Annotated in this window: 20 protein-coding genes; 12 read left to right on the plus strand and 8 right to left on the minus strand. The window is 75.1% G+C overall.

Annotation, left to right across the window (positions count from 1 at the left end):
• Window positions 1-52: 52 nt before the first annotated feature.
• Together AB0L34_RS11605 and AB0L34_RS11610 are read left to right on the plus strand one after the other, a co-directional pair.
• The gene (locus tag AB0L34_RS11605) at window positions 53-217 is read left to right on the plus strand and encodes a hypothetical protein (protein ID WP_363704066.1); all 165 of its coding nucleotides are present in this window, start codon (window positions 53-55) and stop codon (window positions 215-217) included.
• A 452-nt stretch (window positions 218-669) separates the two neighbouring features.
• A complete protein-coding gene (locus AB0L34_RS11610; protein ID WP_111132775.1) occupies window positions 670-927 on the plus strand; it encodes a DUF3040 domain-containing protein in 258 nt (85 codons plus the stop codon).
• 116 nt (window positions 928-1,043) lie between these two features.
• Here the strand turns inward: AB0L34_RS11610 and AB0L34_RS11615 are convergent, their stop codons facing one another.
• Together AB0L34_RS11615 and AB0L34_RS11620 are read right to left on the minus strand one after the other, a co-directional pair.
• The gene (locus AB0L34_RS11615; protein WP_363704068.1) at window positions 1,044-2,120 is read right to left on the minus strand and encodes an SWIM zinc finger family protein; all 1,077 of its coding nucleotides are present in this window, start codon (window positions 2,118-2,120) and stop codon (window positions 1,044-1,046) included.
• Window positions 2,117-5,371: a DEAD/DEAH box helicase gene (locus AB0L34_RS11620; protein WP_363704070.1), complete on the minus strand. Its 3,255-nt coding sequence runs from the start codon at window positions 5,369-5,371 to the stop codon at window positions 2,117-2,119. The genes AB0L34_RS11615 and AB0L34_RS11620 overlap by 4 nt, the downstream gene beginning before the upstream one ends.
• Before the next feature lie 52 nt (window positions 5,372-5,423).
• Here AB0L34_RS11620 and AB0L34_RS11625 point away from each other — a divergent pair, with 52 nt between their 5' ends.
• Window positions 5,424-5,567, plus strand: coding sequence for a hypothetical protein (locus AB0L34_RS11625; protein WP_363704072.1), 144 nt, complete (start codon window positions 5,424-5,426; stop codon window positions 5,565-5,567).
• Window positions 5,568-5,626: 59 nt separating this feature from the next.
• On the plus strand, window positions 5,627-6,499 hold the full coding sequence (locus tag AB0L34_RS11630; RefSeq protein WP_363704074.1) for a carbohydrate kinase family protein: 873 nt from the start codon (window positions 5,627-5,629) through the stop codon (window positions 6,497-6,499).
• 37 nt (window positions 6,500-6,536) lie between these two features.
• On the opposite strand, the gene AB0L34_RS11635 is transcribed toward AB0L34_RS11630, so the two are convergent.
• The gene (locus tag AB0L34_RS11635; protein WP_363704076.1) at window positions 6,537-7,058 is read right to left on the minus strand and encodes a DinB family protein; all 522 of its coding nucleotides are present in this window, start codon (window positions 7,056-7,058) and stop codon (window positions 6,537-6,539) included.
• 118 nt (window positions 7,059-7,176) lie between these two features.
• On the opposite strand from AB0L34_RS11635, the gene AB0L34_RS11640 reads away from it, so the two are divergent.
• On the plus strand, window positions 7,177-7,383 hold the full coding sequence (locus AB0L34_RS11640) for a hypothetical protein (RefSeq protein ID WP_357450973.1): 207 nt from the start codon (window positions 7,177-7,179) through the stop codon (window positions 7,381-7,383).
• A gap of 54 nt (window positions 7,384-7,437) precedes the next feature.
• Here the strand turns inward: AB0L34_RS11640 and AB0L34_RS11645 are convergent, their stop codons facing one another.
• Together AB0L34_RS11645 and AB0L34_RS11650 are read right to left on the minus strand one after the other, a co-directional pair.
• Window positions 7,438-8,583 (minus strand): polysaccharide pyruvyl transferase family protein, encoded by a 1,146-nt coding sequence (locus AB0L34_RS11645; RefSeq protein WP_357450970.1) that lies wholly within the window; start codon window positions 8,581-8,583, stop codon window positions 7,438-7,440.
• A 137-nt stretch (window positions 8,584-8,720) separates the two neighbouring features.
• Window positions 8,721-9,302, minus strand: a complete 582-nt coding sequence (locus AB0L34_RS11650) for a TetR family transcriptional regulator (protein ID WP_357450967.1) — start codon at window positions 9,300-9,302, stop codon at window positions 8,721-8,723.
• 74 nt (window positions 9,303-9,376) lie between these two features.
• Between AB0L34_RS11650 and AB0L34_RS11655 the strand changes: the two genes are divergently transcribed.
• The 3 genes from AB0L34_RS11655 to AB0L34_RS11665 all read left to right on the plus strand — a co-directional run bounded on the left by AB0L34_RS11655 (window position 9,377) and on the right by AB0L34_RS11665 (window position 11,437).
• The gene (locus tag AB0L34_RS11655) at window positions 9,377-9,967 is read left to right on the plus strand and encodes a dihydrofolate reductase family protein (RefSeq protein WP_363704079.1); all 591 of its coding nucleotides are present in this window, start codon (window positions 9,377-9,379) and stop codon (window positions 9,965-9,967) included.
• A 50-nt stretch (window positions 9,968-10,017) separates the two neighbouring features.
• Complete coding sequence (locus tag AB0L34_RS11660) at window positions 10,018-10,596, plus strand: dihydrofolate reductase family protein (RefSeq protein ID WP_363704081.1); 579 nt, start codon at window positions 10,018-10,020, stop codon at window positions 10,594-10,596.
• Between the two features lie 100 nt (window positions 10,597-10,696).
• Window positions 10,697-11,437, plus strand: a complete 741-nt coding sequence (locus AB0L34_RS11665; protein WP_363704083.1) for a 3-oxoacyl-ACP reductase family protein — start codon at window positions 10,697-10,699, stop codon at window positions 11,435-11,437.
• Window positions 11,438-11,514: 77 nt separating this feature from the next.
• Here the strand turns inward: AB0L34_RS11665 and AB0L34_RS11670 are convergent, their stop codons facing one another.
• Window positions 11,515-12,312: an alpha/beta fold hydrolase gene (locus AB0L34_RS11670; RefSeq protein ID WP_363704085.1), complete on the minus strand. Its 798-nt coding sequence runs from the start codon at window positions 12,310-12,312 to the stop codon at window positions 11,515-11,517.
• 113 nt (window positions 12,313-12,425) lie between these two features.
• Between AB0L34_RS11670 and AB0L34_RS11675 the strand changes: the two genes are divergently transcribed.
• Window positions 12,426-12,848 carry a GNAT family N-acetyltransferase gene (locus AB0L34_RS11675; protein WP_363704087.1) on the plus strand — a complete coding sequence of 141 codons (423 nt, stop codon included), beginning with the start codon at window positions 12,426-12,428 and terminating at the stop codon, window positions 12,846-12,848.
• Here AB0L34_RS11675 and AB0L34_RS11680 read toward each other — a convergent pair.
• Together AB0L34_RS11680 and AB0L34_RS11685 are read right to left on the minus strand one after the other, a co-directional pair.
• Window positions 12,772-13,218 carry a GNAT family N-acetyltransferase gene (locus AB0L34_RS11680; protein WP_363704089.1) on the minus strand — a complete coding sequence of 149 codons (447 nt, stop codon included), beginning with the start codon at window positions 13,216-13,218 and terminating at the stop codon, window positions 12,772-12,774. The genes AB0L34_RS11675 and AB0L34_RS11680 overlap by 77 nt on opposite strands.
• 193 nt (window positions 13,219-13,411) lie before the next feature.
• Window positions 13,412-15,265, minus strand: a complete 1,854-nt coding sequence (locus AB0L34_RS11685) for a sigma-70 family RNA polymerase sigma factor (RefSeq protein WP_363704091.1) — start codon at window positions 15,263-15,265, stop codon at window positions 13,412-13,414.
• Window positions 15,266-15,399: 134 nt separating this feature from the next.
• On the opposite strand from AB0L34_RS11685, the gene AB0L34_RS11690 reads away from it, so the two are divergent.
• The 3 genes from AB0L34_RS11690 to AB0L34_RS11700 form a co-directional block, all read left to right on the plus strand.
• Entirely contained in the window at window positions 15,400-16,275 is an 876-nt protein-coding gene (locus tag AB0L34_RS11690) for a hypothetical protein (RefSeq protein WP_363704093.1), read from the plus strand.
• Window positions 16,276-16,550: 275 nt separating this feature from the next.
• Window positions 16,551-16,862 (plus strand): hypothetical protein, encoded by a 312-nt coding sequence (locus AB0L34_RS11695; RefSeq protein WP_363704095.1) that lies wholly within the window; start codon window positions 16,551-16,553, stop codon window positions 16,860-16,862.
• Window positions 16,863-16,998: 136 nt separating this feature from the next.
• A partial coding sequence (locus tag AB0L34_RS11700) for a hypothetical protein (protein WP_363704097.1) occupies window positions 16,999-17,303 on the plus strand: 305 nt, incomplete at its 3' end.

Below are 17,303 nucleotides of genomic sequence, written 5' to 3' on the forward strand. Positions count from 1 at the left end.
CGGTGCTCGTTGAGCACGGCGACGGCGCGTCCGCGCCGGGAGCGGGGGTTACATGTCCACCGACGACACCGCGCGTCAGCCGGGCGGGGCCGAGCCGCCGCCCCGCCACCACCGGCCGCGCCGCCGCTGGGCGGCCACCCGCCCCGCCGGCTCCCGCCCGGGCCGCCCGCGCCCGGTCGGCTCCCGCCCGGCCACCACCCACCGCCCCTTCCGCTAGCCCACCCCACCCCCGCCCTGAGCCGCCCCAGCCCGGCCCGGCGATCTTGCGCTTTGTGCCCGGGCATACCGGCCATTCAGCGCGAAACGAGGGCCGAAGCTGCAAGATCGCGCGAGCGAGCGGGGCGGGGGCGGGTCAGGGGTTTTGGGGAAGGCGGTGGAGCACGGCGCGGCGGGCAGGGGTTTCCACCCGGCCCGGCACGGACCTCCCGAGCAGGGCGTACGCGGCACGCCACGGGTCGGACGTAACGATTTCCGGTCAGCCGACGTTTGCCGCCGCGTTCAGTGGCACAGGCGAATTTGAGGTGCGGACAAGCGTGCCCTGAGGCGCCCGTTCCTCGGGCCCGGCACCCCGCCGCCCGGGCGGGCGGCAAAGTAGCACCAGGACGGGAGCGTGAGCCGCCGCCGCAGCGGGTATGCCGCCGAACCGCTGAACGCGTGAGGGGAAGGCACATGCTCAGCAAAGAGGATCAGCGCAGGTTCGAGCAGATCACCCGTCACCTCCGGGAGAGTGACCCGGCGTTCTTTGCCCGGCTCGACCACCGGGCCCGGGCCCGCCGGAGCCGGTGGCTGATGCTTCTGACCATCGTGCTGTGGGCCTCGCTCCCGGCGATGACCGTGCTGGCCGGCCGGCTGGCGGGGGCCATCTGCGCGGTGGTGCTGGTAGCCAACGCCGCACTCATGTGGCGGTTCCGCCGCCGCTGGCTGTGACCAGGGGACGACGGTCCCGACGGGCCGGCGATCCGCCGGCCGGCGCGGCCGCGCCGCGCCGCCGGCACCGCGCCGGGTGACACCGGCCGGCGATCCGGTGGAGGGGACGGACGTCCTCACCCGCCGAGCAGCCGGTACGCCCGCCGCAGCCGTTCGACCAGGCCGGGCCCGCCGATGGCGGGGGCCGGCGCGCCGAGCTGCCGCAGCAGCAGGTCGGGCCCGGTCGCCAGACTGGGCGGCCGGTCGGGCAGCGGGACGGGCGGCAGCCAGAACCGGTCGACCGACTCGGCCAGCGGCGCCGGCGGCAGGCCGGCGAGCGCCCGCGCGGCCCCGACCGGCGGGGATTCCACGGCGTCCCGCCGGCCGTCGGAGGCGCCCCGTTCCACGATGGACGGCCCGCCGCCGGCATCGTGACGCTGCACGGCGGACGGCCCGCCGCCGACGTCTCGGGACTCCGGTGTGGACGGCCCGCCGCCGGCATCTCGCCGCTCCACGGTGGACGGATCGGTGGCGGCGTCGCCGCCCGGCGGCACGGTGGACGGGCCGGCCGGCGCGTCGGCGCCGGCGGCGGTCCCGGCCCGCAGGGCGCGCAGCCGGTCGAGCAGCTCGGCCCGGCCCCGGCCCCGCCAGTGCAGCAGCTGGAACGGGTCGGCGTCGAACGCCTCGGCCAGCAGGTAGAAGGTGGCCGCGAGGTGCTTGCACGGCACGGCGAAGTCGGGGCAGTTGCACCGCTGGCGCAGCTCCGCCACGCCGGCCGGGAAGAGCGGGGCGCCGGCCGCCGCGAACAGCTCCTCCAGCTCCGGGGGCAGGTCGCCGGCGAGCAGCCGGGCGCTGAAGAACGCCTGGGCGGCCAGGTCCGCCTCGACGCGGGACCACAGCTCCGGCGGGAACGGGGTCAGCGCGATGCTCACCTCGTACGGCTGCGCGCGGGAGCCCTGCACCACGGCGCTGACGGTGCCCGGGGCGACGTCCAGGCGGACGACCTGGCCGGCCCGCGCGTACGACCGGCCGCGGGTCAGCCGGGTGCCGAGGGCGAACGACTCCAGCACCTCCAGGAAGCGCCGCGACCACCAGGACCGGCCGATGGCGCCCCGGGTGCTGCGGGCCCGCAGCCCGCCATCGACCCGACGCGGCCGGCCGTAGTCGGCGAACCGGTCGGTCGCCCCGCCGTCGCGCTCGCGCTGCCCGCTCACTCCACCACCGCCCCGGCCTCCAGGGTGAACAGCTCGCGCAGCTGCGCGGTGGACAGCTCGGTGATCCACTGCTCGCCGGTGCCGACGACGGAGGCGGCCAGGCTCCGCTTGTCGGCGATCAGCGCCGCCACCTTCTCCTCCACCGTGCCGGCGCAGACGAACTTGCGGACCTGCACCCGGCGCCGCTGGCCGATCCGGAAGGCCCGGTCGGTGGCCTGGTCCTCGACGGCCGGGTTCCACCACCGGTCGACGTGCACCACGTGGTTGGCCTCGGTGAGGGTGAGCCCGGTGCCGCCGGCCTTGAGCGACAGCACGAAGATCGCCGGCCCGTCCGGGGACTGGAACCGGGTGACCATCGCGTCCCGGTCGGCCTTGCCGACGCCGCCGTGCAGGAAGAGCACCTCCCGGCCGAACCGGGCCGACAGGTGGCCGCGCAGCATGCCGCCGAACTCGGCGTACTGGGTGAACAGCAGGGCGCGCTCCCCCGCCGCCAGGACCTCGTCCAGGATCTCCTCCAGCCGGGCCAGCTTGCCGGAGCGGCCGTCCAGCGCCGACCCGTCACGCAGCAGCTGGGCCGGGTGGTTGCAGACCTGCTTGAGCCGGGTCATGGTGGCCAGCACCAGCCCGCGCCGCTCGATGCCGTCGCTGGACTCGATCCGGGCCAGCATGTCGTCGACCACCGCCCGGTAGAGCGACGCCTGCTCGGCGGTGAGGTTGCAGAGCACCTCCATCTCCAGCTTCTCCGGCAGGTCGGAGATGATCGAGGAGTCGGTCTTGAGCCGGCGCAGCACGAACGGGCCGGTGATGCGGCGCAACCGCTCGGCCGCCTCGGCGTCGCCGTGCCGCTCGATCGGCTCCGCGTACGCCTTCTTGAAGCTCGCCGCCGGGCCCAGCAGGCCCGGGTTGGCGAACTGCATGATCGACCAGAGGTCGGCCAGCCGGTTCTCCACCGGCGTGCCGGTCACCGCGATCCGGTGCCGGGCGGGCAGCGCGCGGACGGCCTCGGCCTGCCGGGTGGCCGCGTTCTTGATCGCCTGGGCCTCGTCGACCACCACCCGGTGCCAGTCGATGCCGGCCAGGTCGACCGCGTCCCGGGCCGCCACCGAGTAGGTGGTGACGACCAGGTCCGCCTCGTGCACGGCCGTCGCGAACGCCGTCCCCCGCGCCCGTTCCGCGCCGTGGTGCACGTGTACGCGCAGCTCCGGCGTGAACCGGGACGCCTCCCGCTGCCAGTTGCCCACCAGCGACATCGGACAGACCAGCAGCGTCGGGCCGGCCTCCGGCGGGTCCTGCGCGAGCAGGGCGAGCAGTTGCACCGTCTTGCCCAGCCCCATGTCGTCGGCGAGCACCCCGCCGAGCCCGAGCGACTGCAGGAACGCCAGCCAGGCCAGCCCCCGCCGCTGGTACGGCCGCAGCGTGCCGTGGAACCCGGGCGGCGGATCGAGCGGGGTGAGTCGCCGCTCCACCGCCCCGGCCAGCAGGTCGCCGAGCGCGCCGTCCGCGCTCACCTCCAGCACCGGCAGGGCGTCGGGCTGACCGCCGTCGGCCAGGCCCAGGCGGAGCAGGTCGGCGACGGTCAGCTCGCCGGAGGAACGGAGCAGCCGCAGGCCGGCCGCGAGGCGCTTCGGGTCCAGCTCCACCCACTGCCCGCGCAGCCGCACCAGCGGGGTCTTCAGCGCGGCCAGCGACGCCAACTCCTCGGCCGTCAGCGGCTGGTCGCCGAGGGCCACCTCCCAGCGGTAGTCGACGAGGGCGTCCAGCCCGACCCCGCCGTCCGCGGCGACGGTGCCGGGGGCGGTCCGGCTGCGGGCCTGCAACCGGGCGCCCAGCCGCGACGACGGGCGCCGCCACCAGGACGGCAGCAGCACGGCGAAGCCGGCGGCGTGCAGCACCGGCGCGCCCTCGCGGAGGAACCGGTGCGCGCCCTCGACGTCCAGCTCCAGCGCCTCCGGCGTCGCGGTGCGCAGGGCGGTGTCCAGCTCGGGCCAGAGCCGGCTGGCCCGGCCCAGCTCGGCGAGCAGGGTCTCCTGCGGGTCGTCCCGCCGGCCGGCCAGCCCGGCGACGGTCTCCGGCGCCCGCCAGACCTGCCCGGCGTCCACGTGCAGGCTCGGCTCGTCGGCCGCCTGGAGCCCGAACTCGACCCGCCACGTCCCGCCCGTCGCGACCGGTGCCGCCGGGTCGGCCGGCACCACGACGACCGGCTCGGCGATCTCGTCGGCGGGCGGCTCGACCAGGCGGAAGCTCGCCCGCACCGCGCCGCCGGCCGCGTCGCGCTGCCAGGCGGCCAGCTCGGCACGGAGGGTGTCCAGCGCGGCCGGCTCGGCGGCGAAGTCCCGGACCGGTCCGGAGAGGGCGGCCAGCCAGGCCGGCACGGCGCCGTTCGGGCGTACGCCCCGGGCCAGCGCGGTCTCCGCGAGAGCTGCCCGGACCGCGGCGTCCGTGAGCGCGTCGAGCGCGTCGGCGACCAGCTCACCCGGCCCGTCGTCGATGCCCGGCCCGTCGTCGCCGGTGGTGCGCGGGCGGGCCGGCGCGTCGGCGGTGGCGCGCGCGGCCGGCGGCAGGGCCAGCGCCAGCGCCCGCGCCCAGGCGGCGTCCGTGCCGGTCAGCAGGGGCCGCCACACCGCCCGGGCGGCGACCCGCACCCGCTGCCCGTCCGCGGTGGACCAGTCGCCGCCCTGCGACGCGCGACGGCGCGTGCCGTCGTGGCCGGCCTTCCCCGACCTGCCCGCGCCCTCGGACCGCCCGGCCGGTGCGGGGGCGCCGTCGGTGGAGCCGGCCGGCGCCGGGGCGGCGAGGCCGGGCAGGACCCGGCCCCGGGCCGCCAGCTCGACCGCGAAGTCGGCCAGCTCGGCGAGGTGACGCAGGGTCGCGCCGGGCACGACGGCCAGCCCGTCGAGCCCGCGCAGCAGGGCCAGGGCGGCGTCCGGGGCGTACCGGAGGACGGGAACGCGCCACCCGGCGAGGGTGACCGGCCCACGGACCGGCTCCGCGACGGCGGTGCGGACCAGCTCCGGCGAGTCCAGCGGCGAGCCGGCCCGGGTGGGGAGGGTGAGCAGTGCCGTGCCGAGGTCGGCGGGATCGGCCGCCTCGGCCAGCGCGGCGGCCAGCGCCGGATGGCCGGCCGCGAACGGGTGCGGCCGCTCCCGGGGCGCCCGGCCGGGGCGGCGCGGCGCGCGGGCCGGCAGCGTGCTGTCCTCGGCCCAGACGGCGAGCCCGACGCCCCACCGCCACACCCCGTGGACGACCAGCACGCGTCCCCCTCCTCGTGACGACTCGGCGAGGATATCGGGCCGGCCGCTGACCGTGGGCAGCCGCTTCGGCCTCGCCGGCTACCACGACGCGGCCGGCGGCTGGGAGAGCGAGGGCCCGGCGGTCCGCCGGACGACGACGCCGCGGCAGCGCACCGCCCCCGCGCCCGACCAGCTCGAACCCCAGCCGCTGGAGTGACCCCCGGAGCGGGTCGGCCGGCAGCGCCCTGCCGACCCGCTCCGACTAGGGTCGGCCGAATGTTCGACCTCCTCGTGATCGGCGGCCTCGGCGTGGACGTGCGGGTGCGGGTGCCCGCTATCCCGCTGCCCGCCGCGGACTCCGTCACCGTCGACCCCATCGAGCTGCGAATCGGCAACACCGGTTCCGGGCTGGCGCTCGCCGCGCACGCGCTCGGGCTCCGGGTGGCGGTGGTCGACGTCCTCGGCGCGGACCCGGCCGGGGACGTGGTCCGGGCGGCGCTGGCCCGCACCGGTGTGCACGCCGTGCTCGGCGACGCCCCGGCCGGCACGCGGCGGTCGGTGAACATGGTGGACCCGGCGGGGCGGCGGATGTCCCTCTACGACCCGCGTCCGTGGCGGGGGCCCGCCCCGTTCGCGGCGGCCGAGCTGGCGGCGCTGGCCCGCGACTCGGCGCACGTGCATCTGTCGATCATGGACTGGGTCCCTCCCCTGCTGCCCGCCCTGCGCGCCGGGCTCGCCGACGGGGCCGCCCTCTCCACCGACCTGCACGACTGGGACGGCGAGAACGCCTACCACCGCCCCTTCGCCGAGGCGGCCGACGTGATCTTCGTCAGCGGGGTCCGGCTGGGCGCGGGCTCCGCCGCGCTGGCCGCCGCGCTGGCGCCCCGCACGGTGCTGGTGACCCACGGGGCGGCCGGCGCCGACCTGCACACCGGCGACGGCGGGCCGACCCGGGTGCCCGCCGCCGAGGCGCCCGCCCCGGTCGTCGACACCAACGGCGCCGGGGACGCTTTCGCGGCGGGCGTGATCGCCGCCCGGCTGCGCGGCGTGCCGCCGGCCGCCGCGGCGGCGTACGGGGCCCGGGTCGCGGCGGCGGCCTGCACCCACGACGGCATGGAGTACCCGGCCGGCCTGCTGCCACGCCCCTGACGTCAGGGTGCGGGCGGCACCGCCTCCCGGATGGCCGTCAGACGGCGCCGGTGGCGCCGTCGGTCAACTCGCGGAGGATGTCGGCGTGCCCGGCGTGCCGGGCGGTCTCCTCGACCATGTGCACCAGGATCCAGCGCAGCGAGACCTCGCCGAGCTGCGGGTGCGGGACGACGTGGTCGAGGTCGAACCGCCCGGCGACCTCCCGGGACCGGGCGCACGCCCGCTCGTACGCCCCGGCGAGCCGCTCGACGGTGTCCTCCGCCGTCAGCGCGAAGCTCGCCGACGCGTCCTCCTCCGAGGTGAGGTAGACGTCGCCCGGGCCGGGGGCGAGCAGGCACGGGAACCAGTTCCGCTCCACCAGGGTCAGGTGCTTGACGAGGCCCGCGACGGTGGTGGCCGAGGGCAGCAGCCGGCGGGCCGCGTCGGCGTCGGAGAGCCCGCGCAGCTTGCGCAGCAGCACACCCCGGTGGAAGTCGAGGAACGCTTCGAGCACGGCCCGCTCGTCGCCCGTACGGGCCAGCACCGGGCCGAGCGTGGGGTCGATCCGAATCTCCGCCATCCGCGGACCCTAGTCGTCCGGCGGGCCCGCGCGCTGCCCCTCGCCGTGCCGTCCGGCGGGCCTCCGCGCTGCCGCGCTATCCGCTGCAGGGTCGGGCCGGGCGGGGCAGGATGGGCGCATGGCATCAACGGCAGAAATCCCGCTGGTGGGTGGCACGGCCGACGGCGAGACGGTCACTGTCGAGCTGGACACGAACGGCCGCCCGCCGTTGACCCACCACCACCTCGGCCCGGAAGGACTGGCCGAGGCGGAGATCTACGAGCTGGAGTCCGGGGATGCCGGGGCCGACCGGTGGCGCTACTGCTGGCGCGGGCCGGCGGTCTGAGCCGGCCCGCGGCCCGGGTTCGGCGGCGGGCCGGGGCCGGTGGACGCCGCCACCTCAGGCCACCCCGCTCAGGGTGCGGGCGCGGAGGCTCTCCAGCACCGCACGGGTGACCTGCGAGGTCCCCCGGGCCTCGTCGCACACGCCGGCCACCCGCCGGGCGGTGGCCTCGGCCCGCTTCTCCCGCTCGTCCCAGAGCCGGTCGACCTCGGCCAGCAGCGGGCCCTCCACCTCCCGCTCCACGCCCCGCAGCGCCGGCACACCGAGCCGCTGGGCCAGGTCGAAGACCTTGCCGGCGTACGGCAGCGGCAGGAACGGCGTGCCGACCATCGCGGCGAAGATCAGGAAGTGCAGCCGCATGCCCACGGCCAGGTCGAAGTGACGCATCAGCCCGAGCACCTGCTCGGGCTGGTAGCTGCCGTGCAGGATCCGGCCCCGCTCGGCGGTGGTCATGTGCGACAACACGCCGTGCGAGTGCCGGATGTCGTCGCGCTCCATCGGGACGAAGAGCACGTACGCGTCGATCCGGTGCACGAGGAAGTCGCCGATCTGGGCCAGCAGGCGGTGGTAGCCGTCGACGTCGAGCCGCTCGGCAGCCCGGCCCGGCTCCCGTACGCTCATCCCGACCAGCCGCTTCCCGGCCGGCACGCCCTCCTCGCGGAGCAGCTCCGCCGGGAAGTCCTCGGGTTCGAGCAGGAACGCCGGGTCCGCGGTGACGGTGATCGGGTTGAGCAGCCCCGCCTCCTCCAGCACCATCCGGGACTCCTGGTCCCGCACGGTCACCTGGGCGGCGCTGGCCAGGGTCTCCCGCACCATCCCGGTGTCGATGCTCTCGCTGAGCGGCCCGACCCCCACCGCGTACGTCAGCAACGGCAGCCCGCGCTCCTGGGCGACCCGGACCACCCGCAGGTAGCGGCGGGCCTCCCGGTCGTAGAGGATGCCGCCGCCGCCGAGGATCAGCACGTCGAGCTGGCCCAGGACCAGCGCGGAGTCGGTGCGGCTGATCCCCTCCCACGGCACCGCCTCGACGTCGGGGTGGGCGACCCGGGTGTGCTCGGGGTTACGCGAGAAGACGATGATCCGCCCGTCCGGCTCCTGCTCCCGCAGGTCGGCCAGGAGTCCGGTCAGGATCGCCTCGTCGCCGAGGTTGCGGCCCCCGTACGAGCCGAGCACGCCGATCGTCAGTCCGCCGCCACGCGTCATCGGTCGCTCCTCCCCAGGTGCGTCCGGGGACGGTTTCCCGCTGCGCCGGGGAACACTCCTGGGCGACCGACCCGGGCGGGGCGACACGCCCCGTCGCGTCCGGTCCCCGGTGTCCGGGCGTGGTCACGTTCCGTGGGTCACCGGTCGGTGGCGCCGCCCACCAGCCGGGACACGAACGCCACGACCACCTCGTCGGGGTCGAAACCGGCGTCGATGGACGTGCTGAGCAGATCGAGCAGCAGCCCGTCCATGGCGTAGTGCAGCAGGGCGACCTCGAACGCGCCGCCCGGCAACCCGGACGCGACGTGGAACGCGACGTCGTCGCGGTAGCCCCGGCGCAGCGTGTCGCCGAGGACCCGGGCCAGGTCGGGGCGGCGGACCGCCTCCAGCCGCAGCTCGATCAGGGCCCGGGTGAGGTCGGGCTGCCGGGTGGTCCGCTCGACGATGTACCGCAGGTAGTCGACGAACAGCTCCAGCGACGGCTCGCGGGCGCCCAGCTCGGCCAGGACCCCCTCGTCCGGGGCGAACCGCTCCATGATCCGCTCGCCGAGCGCGCCGAGCAGGGCGTCGCGCGAGCGGAAGTAGTTGGAGGCGGTGCCCGTCGGCACGCCCGCCTCGGCGTCGACGGCCCGGTGGGTGAGCCCCCGCGCCCCGGTCGCCGCCAGCACCCGCAGCCCCGCGTCCGCCAGGGCCGCCCGTCGCTCCACGTTCCGCGCCATGGAAAAGACCCTAGCAGTATCCACGACTGCTGTAGTACATTCATCCACGACACCAGTAGTGATTGGGGAACGGTTTGCGCAAGCTCGTGTACTACGTCGGCAGCACCATCGACGGCTTCATCGCCGGCCCCGACGGGTCCTGGGACTTCTTCCCCATCGAGGCCGACCTCGGCGCGTACGTGAACGGCCTCCTGCCGGAGGTGGTGCCCACCGCGTACCGGTCGGCCCTCGGGATCGACGCGCCCAACGCCCGGTTCGATGCCGTGGTGATGGGCCGGAGCACCTACGACCCGGCGCTCGCGGAGGGCGTCACCAGCCCGTACGCCCATCTCAAGCAGTACGTCTTCTCCCGCACCCTGCCCCCGGCCGCGGAGCCGGAGGTGGAGATCGTCTCCGCCGACCCCGTGGAGTTCGTCCGCGAGCTGAAGCGCCGCCCCGGCCGCGACATCTGGCTCTGCGGTGGCGGCCAGCTCGCCGGCCAGCTCCTGCCCGAGGTCGACGAGCTGATGATCAAGCTGTACCCGGTCGCGATTGGCAGCGGCATCCCGCTGGCCACCCGGGACTTCGACCCGCGCCGGTTCGACCTCGTCGAGGCCCGGCCGTTCCCCAGCGGGCCGGTGCTGCTGCACTACACCCGCCCGGGCACGGAGTCCGAGGACCGTTGACGCCGTCCGCACCGACCCGCCACCCGCACGCCGATCCCGGACGGAGCCCCATGCGCAAGCTCGTGTACTACGTCGCCAGCACCCTCGACGGCTTCATCGCCGCCCCCGACGGATCACCCGACTTCCTCCGTCTGGACCCCGACGTGGCCGCCCACCTCGCGGCGCACTGGTCGCAGACGCTCCCCACGTTCGCCCACCCGCAGTTCGGCATCGACGAGCCGGAGGGCCGCTTCGACGCCCTGGTGATGGGCCGGGCCACCTACGACCCGGCCCTCAAGATCGGCGTCACCAGCCCGTACGCCCACCTCAAGCAGTACGTCTTCTCCCGCACCCTGCCCCCGGCCGCCGAGCCAGAGGTGGAGATCGTTTCCGCCGACCCCGTGGAGTTCGTCCGCGAGCTGAAGCGCCGCCCCGGCCGCGACATCTGGCTCTGCGGCGGCGGCCAGCTCGCCGGCCAACTCCTGCCCGAGGTCGACGAGCTGGTCGTCAAGCTCAACCCGTACGTGATCGGCAGCGGCGTTCCGCTCACCGACAGCGGATTCGACCCGCGCCGGTTCGAGCTGGTCGGCACCCGGTCGTTCGACAGTGGAGTCGTCATCGTCCACTACGCCCGCCCCGCCGAAGCGTGACCGGGGCGCCGTCGCGGGAATCGGACCCCGCGTGGGCCCCGGAACGAGGCGTCCGATCGCCGCCAGACCGGGATCGGCCGCTCCGCCGACGATCATTGGCATGACGACACTGAACGAAAAGGTCGCCCTGGTCACCGGCGGCGCCCGGGGCATCGGCGCCGCCGTCGCCCTGCGCCTGGCGCAGGACGGGGCCGACGTGGCGATCACGTACGAGCACTCCACCGACCGCGCGGCGGTGGTGGTCAAGCAGGTCGAGGCGCTCGGCCGGCGGGCGCTGGCGGTCCGGGCCGACAGCGCCGACCCCGCCGCCGTCCGCGACGCGGTCGACCGGACGGCCGCGGAGCTGGGCCGGCTGGACATCCTGGTCAACAACGCCGGGGTCTTCCTGGTCGGCCCGGTTACGGAACTGGGCGACGACGAGGTGGAGCGGACGCTCGCGGTCAACGTCCGGGCCCCCTTCCTCGCCGCGCAGGCCGCCGCGCGCCACCTCACCGAGGGCGGCCGGATCATCAACATCGGCAGCAACGTCGGGGAGCGGGCCGTCTTCCCCGGCCTGTCGCTCTACTCGATGAGCAAGACCGCGCTGGTCGGCCTGACCCGGGGCCTCGCCCGGGAACTCGGGCCGCGCGGGATCACGGCCAACCTGGTGAATCCGGGGCCGACGGACACCGACGCCAACCCGGCGGACGGGCCGAACGCCGCCGCGATCGCGGGCTTCACCGCCCTCGGCCGCTACGCCGCGCCGGCCGACATCGCCGCGACCGTCGCGCACCTGGCCAGCCCGGAGGCCGGCTACGTCACCGGGGCGGCGGTCAACGTGGACGGCGGCTTCACCAGCTGACCCGGCACCGGGCGCGGCGGTGCTCCCGCCGCGCCCGGCACCGGTCCGCGCCCGGCCCGGCCCGGCGGGTCCCCGCGTCAGCCGGGCGTCGCCACGGGATGGGTCAGGAACGGCAGGACCACGGCCGGCAGCGCCGGCGAGGCCACGACGTCGTAGTGGGTGTGCCCGGGCAGCACGGCCAGCCGGGAGGCCGGCCGGTCGGTGCCGTCCCAGCCGGCGTCCCGGTGGCCACCGCCGAGCAGCCCGAAGAACTCCACCATGTGCGCGGTGCTGACCGAGTCGGCGTCGGCGAAGACGAGCAGAGTGGGCGCGACGAGGGCGGCCACCTCGGCCGACCAGTCGTAGTCGCGCCGCAGCAGCTCGCCCGTCTTCGCCCAGAGCGTGGGCCAGTCCTCCGGCCGGGGCGCGATCCGGGTGTAGAGCTGGTGCGGCGGGGTGCCACGCATCCGCTCGCCCGCCTTCTCGTCGGGCTCGGGCATGCCCGCCAGCACCTCCGGATACCAGCCCTGCCGCCGGCACGGCGCGGAGACGACGACCAGCCGGCGCACCAGCGCCGGATGCTGGATCGCGGTACGCAGCGCCACGCCGCCGCCGAGCGAATAACCCAGCAGGTCGGCCTCGGCCAGGCCGAGCCGGGTGACAAGCGCCGCGACGTCGTCGGCCATCGACTCGAAACGCAGCGGACGGTCGACGTCGGCGGTGCGCCCGTGCCCCTGGAGGTCGACCGCGATCACCCGGCGACGCCCGGCCAGGGCCGGCAGGATCGCCGAGAACATCTCCACCGCCCCGAAGCCGCCGTGCAACAGCAGCAGCGGCGGGCCCTCGCCGTGCTCCTCCCACCACAGGCGCAGCCCGTTGAACTCCGCGTAGCTCATGCCCTCATCCAACCCCGTCGGTACGACATCCGCCGGCCGTCCGGGCAGTCGAAGAGCTGTGCGCCCGGGCGCCGCGGACGGCGTACGGGGCGAGGCGGTGGCACGATGACGCGATGTCGGTTCCCACGCAGGTCGCCCTACGTCCGCGGTACCCGGTCCGCACCGAGCGGCTGCTGCTGCGGCCGCTGACCGGCGGTGACGTCGACGCGCTGCTCGCCTACCGCAGCCGGCCGGACGTGTGCCGCTACGTACCCTTCGAGCCGATGACCCGCCAGGTCGTCGTCGACCGGATCTCGTCGGTGTGGGCGCGCCGGGAACTCACCGACGAGGGGCAGTCGCTGACGCTCGGCGTCGAGGTCGCCGACACCGGCGAGCTGGTGGGCGACGTGGTGTTGTTCTGGCACAGCCGCCTGCACGCGAGCCGCCGGCCGGCACCGGCGTGCGTGCCGTCCTCCCCGGCTACAGCCGCTTGCGCATCCGGAGAGCCGTCACCTCGAAGCCCATCTGTTCGTACAACGTCCGGGCGGGAAGGTTGAAGCCGAAGACGCTCAGGCCGATGGAGACGACTCCCCACTCCCGGCACAGCTTCTCGACCGCCTGGATCATGGCGCGGCCGTAGCCCTTCCGCCGCAGGTCCGCCCGCACCTCGAAGTCGTAGCCGAAGGCGTGCGGCCCGTCCGACTTCTGTTCGACGTGGAGCCACAGCATGCCGACCTCGTCGTCGCCGTCGTAGGCCGTCCACAGGTGGTGGCCCTCCGTCGCCAGGCCGTCGGGCAGCAGTGTCCCGTAGTCCTCCTGCGCCTTTCGGCGCGCCTCCGGCAGCGGCATCGCCCCGGAATCGCAGATGTTCTGCGCGTAGCTCTCCTCCGCCCGCTCCCGGTAGCGGACGTACTGCCTCTCGGTCATCGGCTCGAGCCTCAGGGTCACCACCCCGGCACCGTATGCCAATCCCCGCTTCCGGGCTGCCCCGCGCAGGCGCCGCGCAGTGCTGGCCGGGAGCCCGTGCCACCGAGACCGGAGCCGGCCCCCGCGCTTCGGGCATCGGGCACCGGCGGCGCAGCCGGCCGTCACCGCCGCACGGCGCGTCGGGCCGTACCGGCTACCCCGGCCGGACGCACGGGTCGGTGATCGTGTAGGTCGCGCTCCGCGCCGTGCGGCCGTCCGCTGTGGTCGCCCGTACGGACCAGGTCAGCGTCGGCGCACGCAGCCGACCGACGGTCACCCGCGCGGCCGATCCGTCCGTCGTCATGGCCCGGACCGACGTCCTGCCCCCGGTGGGTGTCCAGTGGACCTCGGCACCACCGAGCGTGGCACTGCCGGTGGCCTGCACCACGAGGCTGTAGGTGTCCGCGCCACAGCGCACCCGCGCGGTGGCGGAGACGGTGAACGGCGCTGCGACCTGCGGTGTGGCGGTCGGCCGGGGCGCGACCGGCGGCCTGGAGGTGGTCGGTACGGCGCCGCTCGGCACGGCGTCGGGCGCGGCGGGCGCATCCGTCCGGGCGGCCGCGTCGCCGCCCGCCGGCCCGGCAGCGGTCCCGGGTGTCGCACCCGTGACGCCGGCCGGCCCCGGCGTGCCGGCTTGCGTGACCGTGCCGGACGGCAGCGGCGCGGCGGCGGGCTCCGCCGGGCCACCGGCCGCTGAGGCGAGCGCCTCGGACACCGGTCGGCCGGAGCCGTCCCGGCCGGCGGTCGGGCGACCGGTTGTCAGTGCCCAGGTGCCGAGGACGGCGAGAAGGATCAGCAGAGCCGCGGTCGCGGCCATCCGCCGACGGCGCCGGTCGCGGCCCGGCGGGGTCGTCCGCACCGCGTGGTCCGCACCGGCGGCGGGCCGAACGGTACGAGACCGGCCGGACCGTGGCGCCACCGCACGGTGCGTCGCACCGCCCTGCACCACCGCACCGCGCGGCACCGCCTCGCCGCCCGGGGCCACGGCCGCACCGTCCGGGGCCACGGCCGCACCGTCCGGGGGCGCCGCCTCGCCGGCCGGGGCCACGGTCTCGCCGCCCGGGGGCGCCGCCTCGCCGGCCGCCGGCGCGGGCCCGTCGACCGGTCCGTCCACCGGCCCGGCACCCTCCGCCACGGAGGGCTGGTCCGCCGCACGCGCCGGGTCGGTCGCCGGGTCGGCCGTGACCGGACTCGCCGGAGCGTCCGCCGTCCCGGCCAGGGCATCGGTCGCGCAGACCTCGGCCAGTCTCGGCCACACCGTGTCGGCAACGACCAGGAAGGCCGGCGCCGTGTACGCCGACAGCAGCGCGGACGGGCTGAGCTGTTCCCGTCGGACCAGTCCGCACACCGCGCAGCTCTCGATGTGCCGCGAGACCCGCTTGCGCAGGGTCGGCGTGAGCCGCCCCTGCCAGCCGTCGATCAGGCCGGCGAGGGTGGGGCAGTCCCGGGCCCCGGTACGGGCCACCAGCAGCGCCCCCAGCGCCCGTTCGAGCTGCGAACGGGCACGCGACAGGCGGGCGTGCGCGTGGTTCGCGGGCACCCCGAGGGCCGCGCCGATGTCGGCGGACGACAGGTCGTGGCGGATGGCCAGGTGGACCACCTCGCGGTCGCCCGGGTTCAGCGCGGCGGCGGCACTGTGCACCAGGTCGCGTACCTGCTCGGCGTTGACGCCCGTGGCCGGGTCGACGGCGTCGGCCACCGGCTCGTCGGCCTCCTCCAGCGGCAGGGAGCGGGCCCGCTCCCGGAGCTGCCGGAGGCATTCGTTGCGCACGATCGCGTACAACCAGGAGCGCAGCCGGTCGGGCTCCCGCAGCTGGCCGATGCGCTGGCTTGCGGTGAGGAAGGCGTCGTGCACGGCGTCCGCGGCGGCCTCCGGCTCGCGCAGCATGGTCCGGGCGTACGTGTACAGCCGGTCGGCGTACCGCCGGTACATGCCCTCCAGCCCGGCCCGCTCGCCGCGGCGCACCGCCTCGACCAGTGCGGTGTCGTCCTGTGCCGCCGTGTTCATCCGTGTCCCTCGCTGCTCCTCGACGCGTCCAGTAAAGCCGCCGAATTTTTTCTTCGGGAGTTTCTGTTGGCATCCCGACCCCACCGCGCTCCTACCGGTGTCATCGCTACGAACAACCAGGAAGGAAAGACACCATGCGAGAGGGATCGAACCGCACCCGGTGGTCGCGTCGGACGGCGGCCGTGGGTGGGGCGGCGCTGAGCGCGCTCGTGCTCGGCCAGGTGGTCCTCACCGGGCCGGTGGCGGCGGTGCCCGGCCTGAGCATCAAGACGACGACCGGCTCCAGCACCACCTTCGCCAAGTCGCAGAACGCGACCTGTCCGGCCGGCAGCAAGGTCATCGGCGGTGGCGGCGCGATCACCGGCTCGGGCCTCGGGCAGATCGGCATGGACATCATGCGGCCGCTGGTCGACGGCGACACGTACTCGGTGACCGGCCGGGAGGACGAGAACGGGTTCGGCGGCGACTGGGCGATCACGGCGAGCGCCGTGTGCGCCCCCGCGCCCGCGGGCCTGGTGACCGTGACCGGCAGTTCGGCGCCCAGCAGCTTCGGCACATCGAACTGGTTCGAGAAGTCCTGCCCGGCCGGCAAGCACGCCATCGGGGTCGGCGGCGCGGTCGTCGGGGCGTCGAACAGCGAGGTCGTCCTGGAGGATCTGCGCATCTACCAGAACAGCGTCGTGGTGGCGGGCGCCGAGGACGGCACCGGATTCGCCGGCACGTGGTGGCTGGACGCCACCGCGATCTGCGCCGACCCGCTGCCCGGTGAGCAGCGGGTCATCAACGACAGCCTCTACAGCTCCGCCGCCACCCGGTCGGTCGTGGCCACCTGCCCGTCCGGCACCCGGGTGCACGGTGTGGGCGGCGAGATCCTCGGCGGCGACGGCCAGGTGCGCCTGACCCAGATGCAGGCCACGACCTCGACCACCGTGACCGTCGGCGCCGCGGAGGACGAGGACGGCTTCAGCAGCAACTGGAAGGTGCGGGCGTACGCCGTCTGCGCGAGCTGACCGCCGGCTGCCTGCTCAGCGGTACGACGACCTGAGACGCAGCGGGCCGCCGGTGATCCGGCGGCCCGCTGCGCGTGCTGGCCGGTGTGGGCGCGGCAGGTTCCGCACCGGTGGCACTCGCCGCTCGTCCTGAACTCCGCTCGCGTTGGCCGCCGTGGATTCATGGCGCCGAGTCGGACAACCGGCCGTTGTCACGCGTATCCGGTGAAAAGTTCTTAAACTCGGATGACAACCGCTTGGCCTGCGAACAGTCCTCACGGTAAGGATGAGCGCTCATGGACTCGGATTCGGACGAGGTAGATCTCAGCCCCGCGGAGCAGGAGGCGCAGAACAATCTGCTGCAAGCTCTCGAAAGGGTCCAGACCATCTCGATGGCGCTCAACCATGTCGAGCATCTCCTGAATCCCGAGAACCCTTACACCCCAGCCATGAACACGCCGTCGGTCAAGGCTTTGCTGGGTCAGGTAGGTCCGGGTGAAACCGCCGAGGAACGGCGAGACGCCATGCTCGAACTTCAGGCGAGGCTGACGGTAGCCAAGAAGGAGTACGAGAAGGCACTGGAAGAGGCGAAGAAGGTTTCGTCATGATGGGTGCCGAAAACGGCCTGGGGACGGTGCTCGACCCAGCCTCGCCGCCGCCACCAGGCTCCAAGGCGCCTCGGGATGCGAGGAATAGACGTGATGGAGCCGGCCGCCTTACCCACCGCCTGACAGGGGGGACACCATGACCGATGCCTTCGCAACTGTATGGCGCCCGGGCGACGGCACGCAGTGGGTGCACTGGGGCATGTCGGAGGACGACTTCAAAGCCAAGGACTCCACCTACTTCCCACAAGGACTCCGCATCACCACCCTCCTGATCAAGGACGGAAAGTTCGCCGCCGTATGGCGCCCCGGCGACGGCACACAATGGGTGCACTGGGGCATGTCGGAAGACGACTTCAAAGCCAAGGACTCCACCTACTTCCCACAAGGACTCCGCATCACCACCCTCCTGATCAAGGACGGAAAGTTCGCCGCCGTATGGCG

It is taken from the genome of Micromonospora sp. NPDC052213, from assembly GCF_040679695.1.
Classification (GTDB): Bacteria; Actinomycetota; Actinomycetes; order Mycobacteriales; family Micromonosporaceae; genus Micromonospora.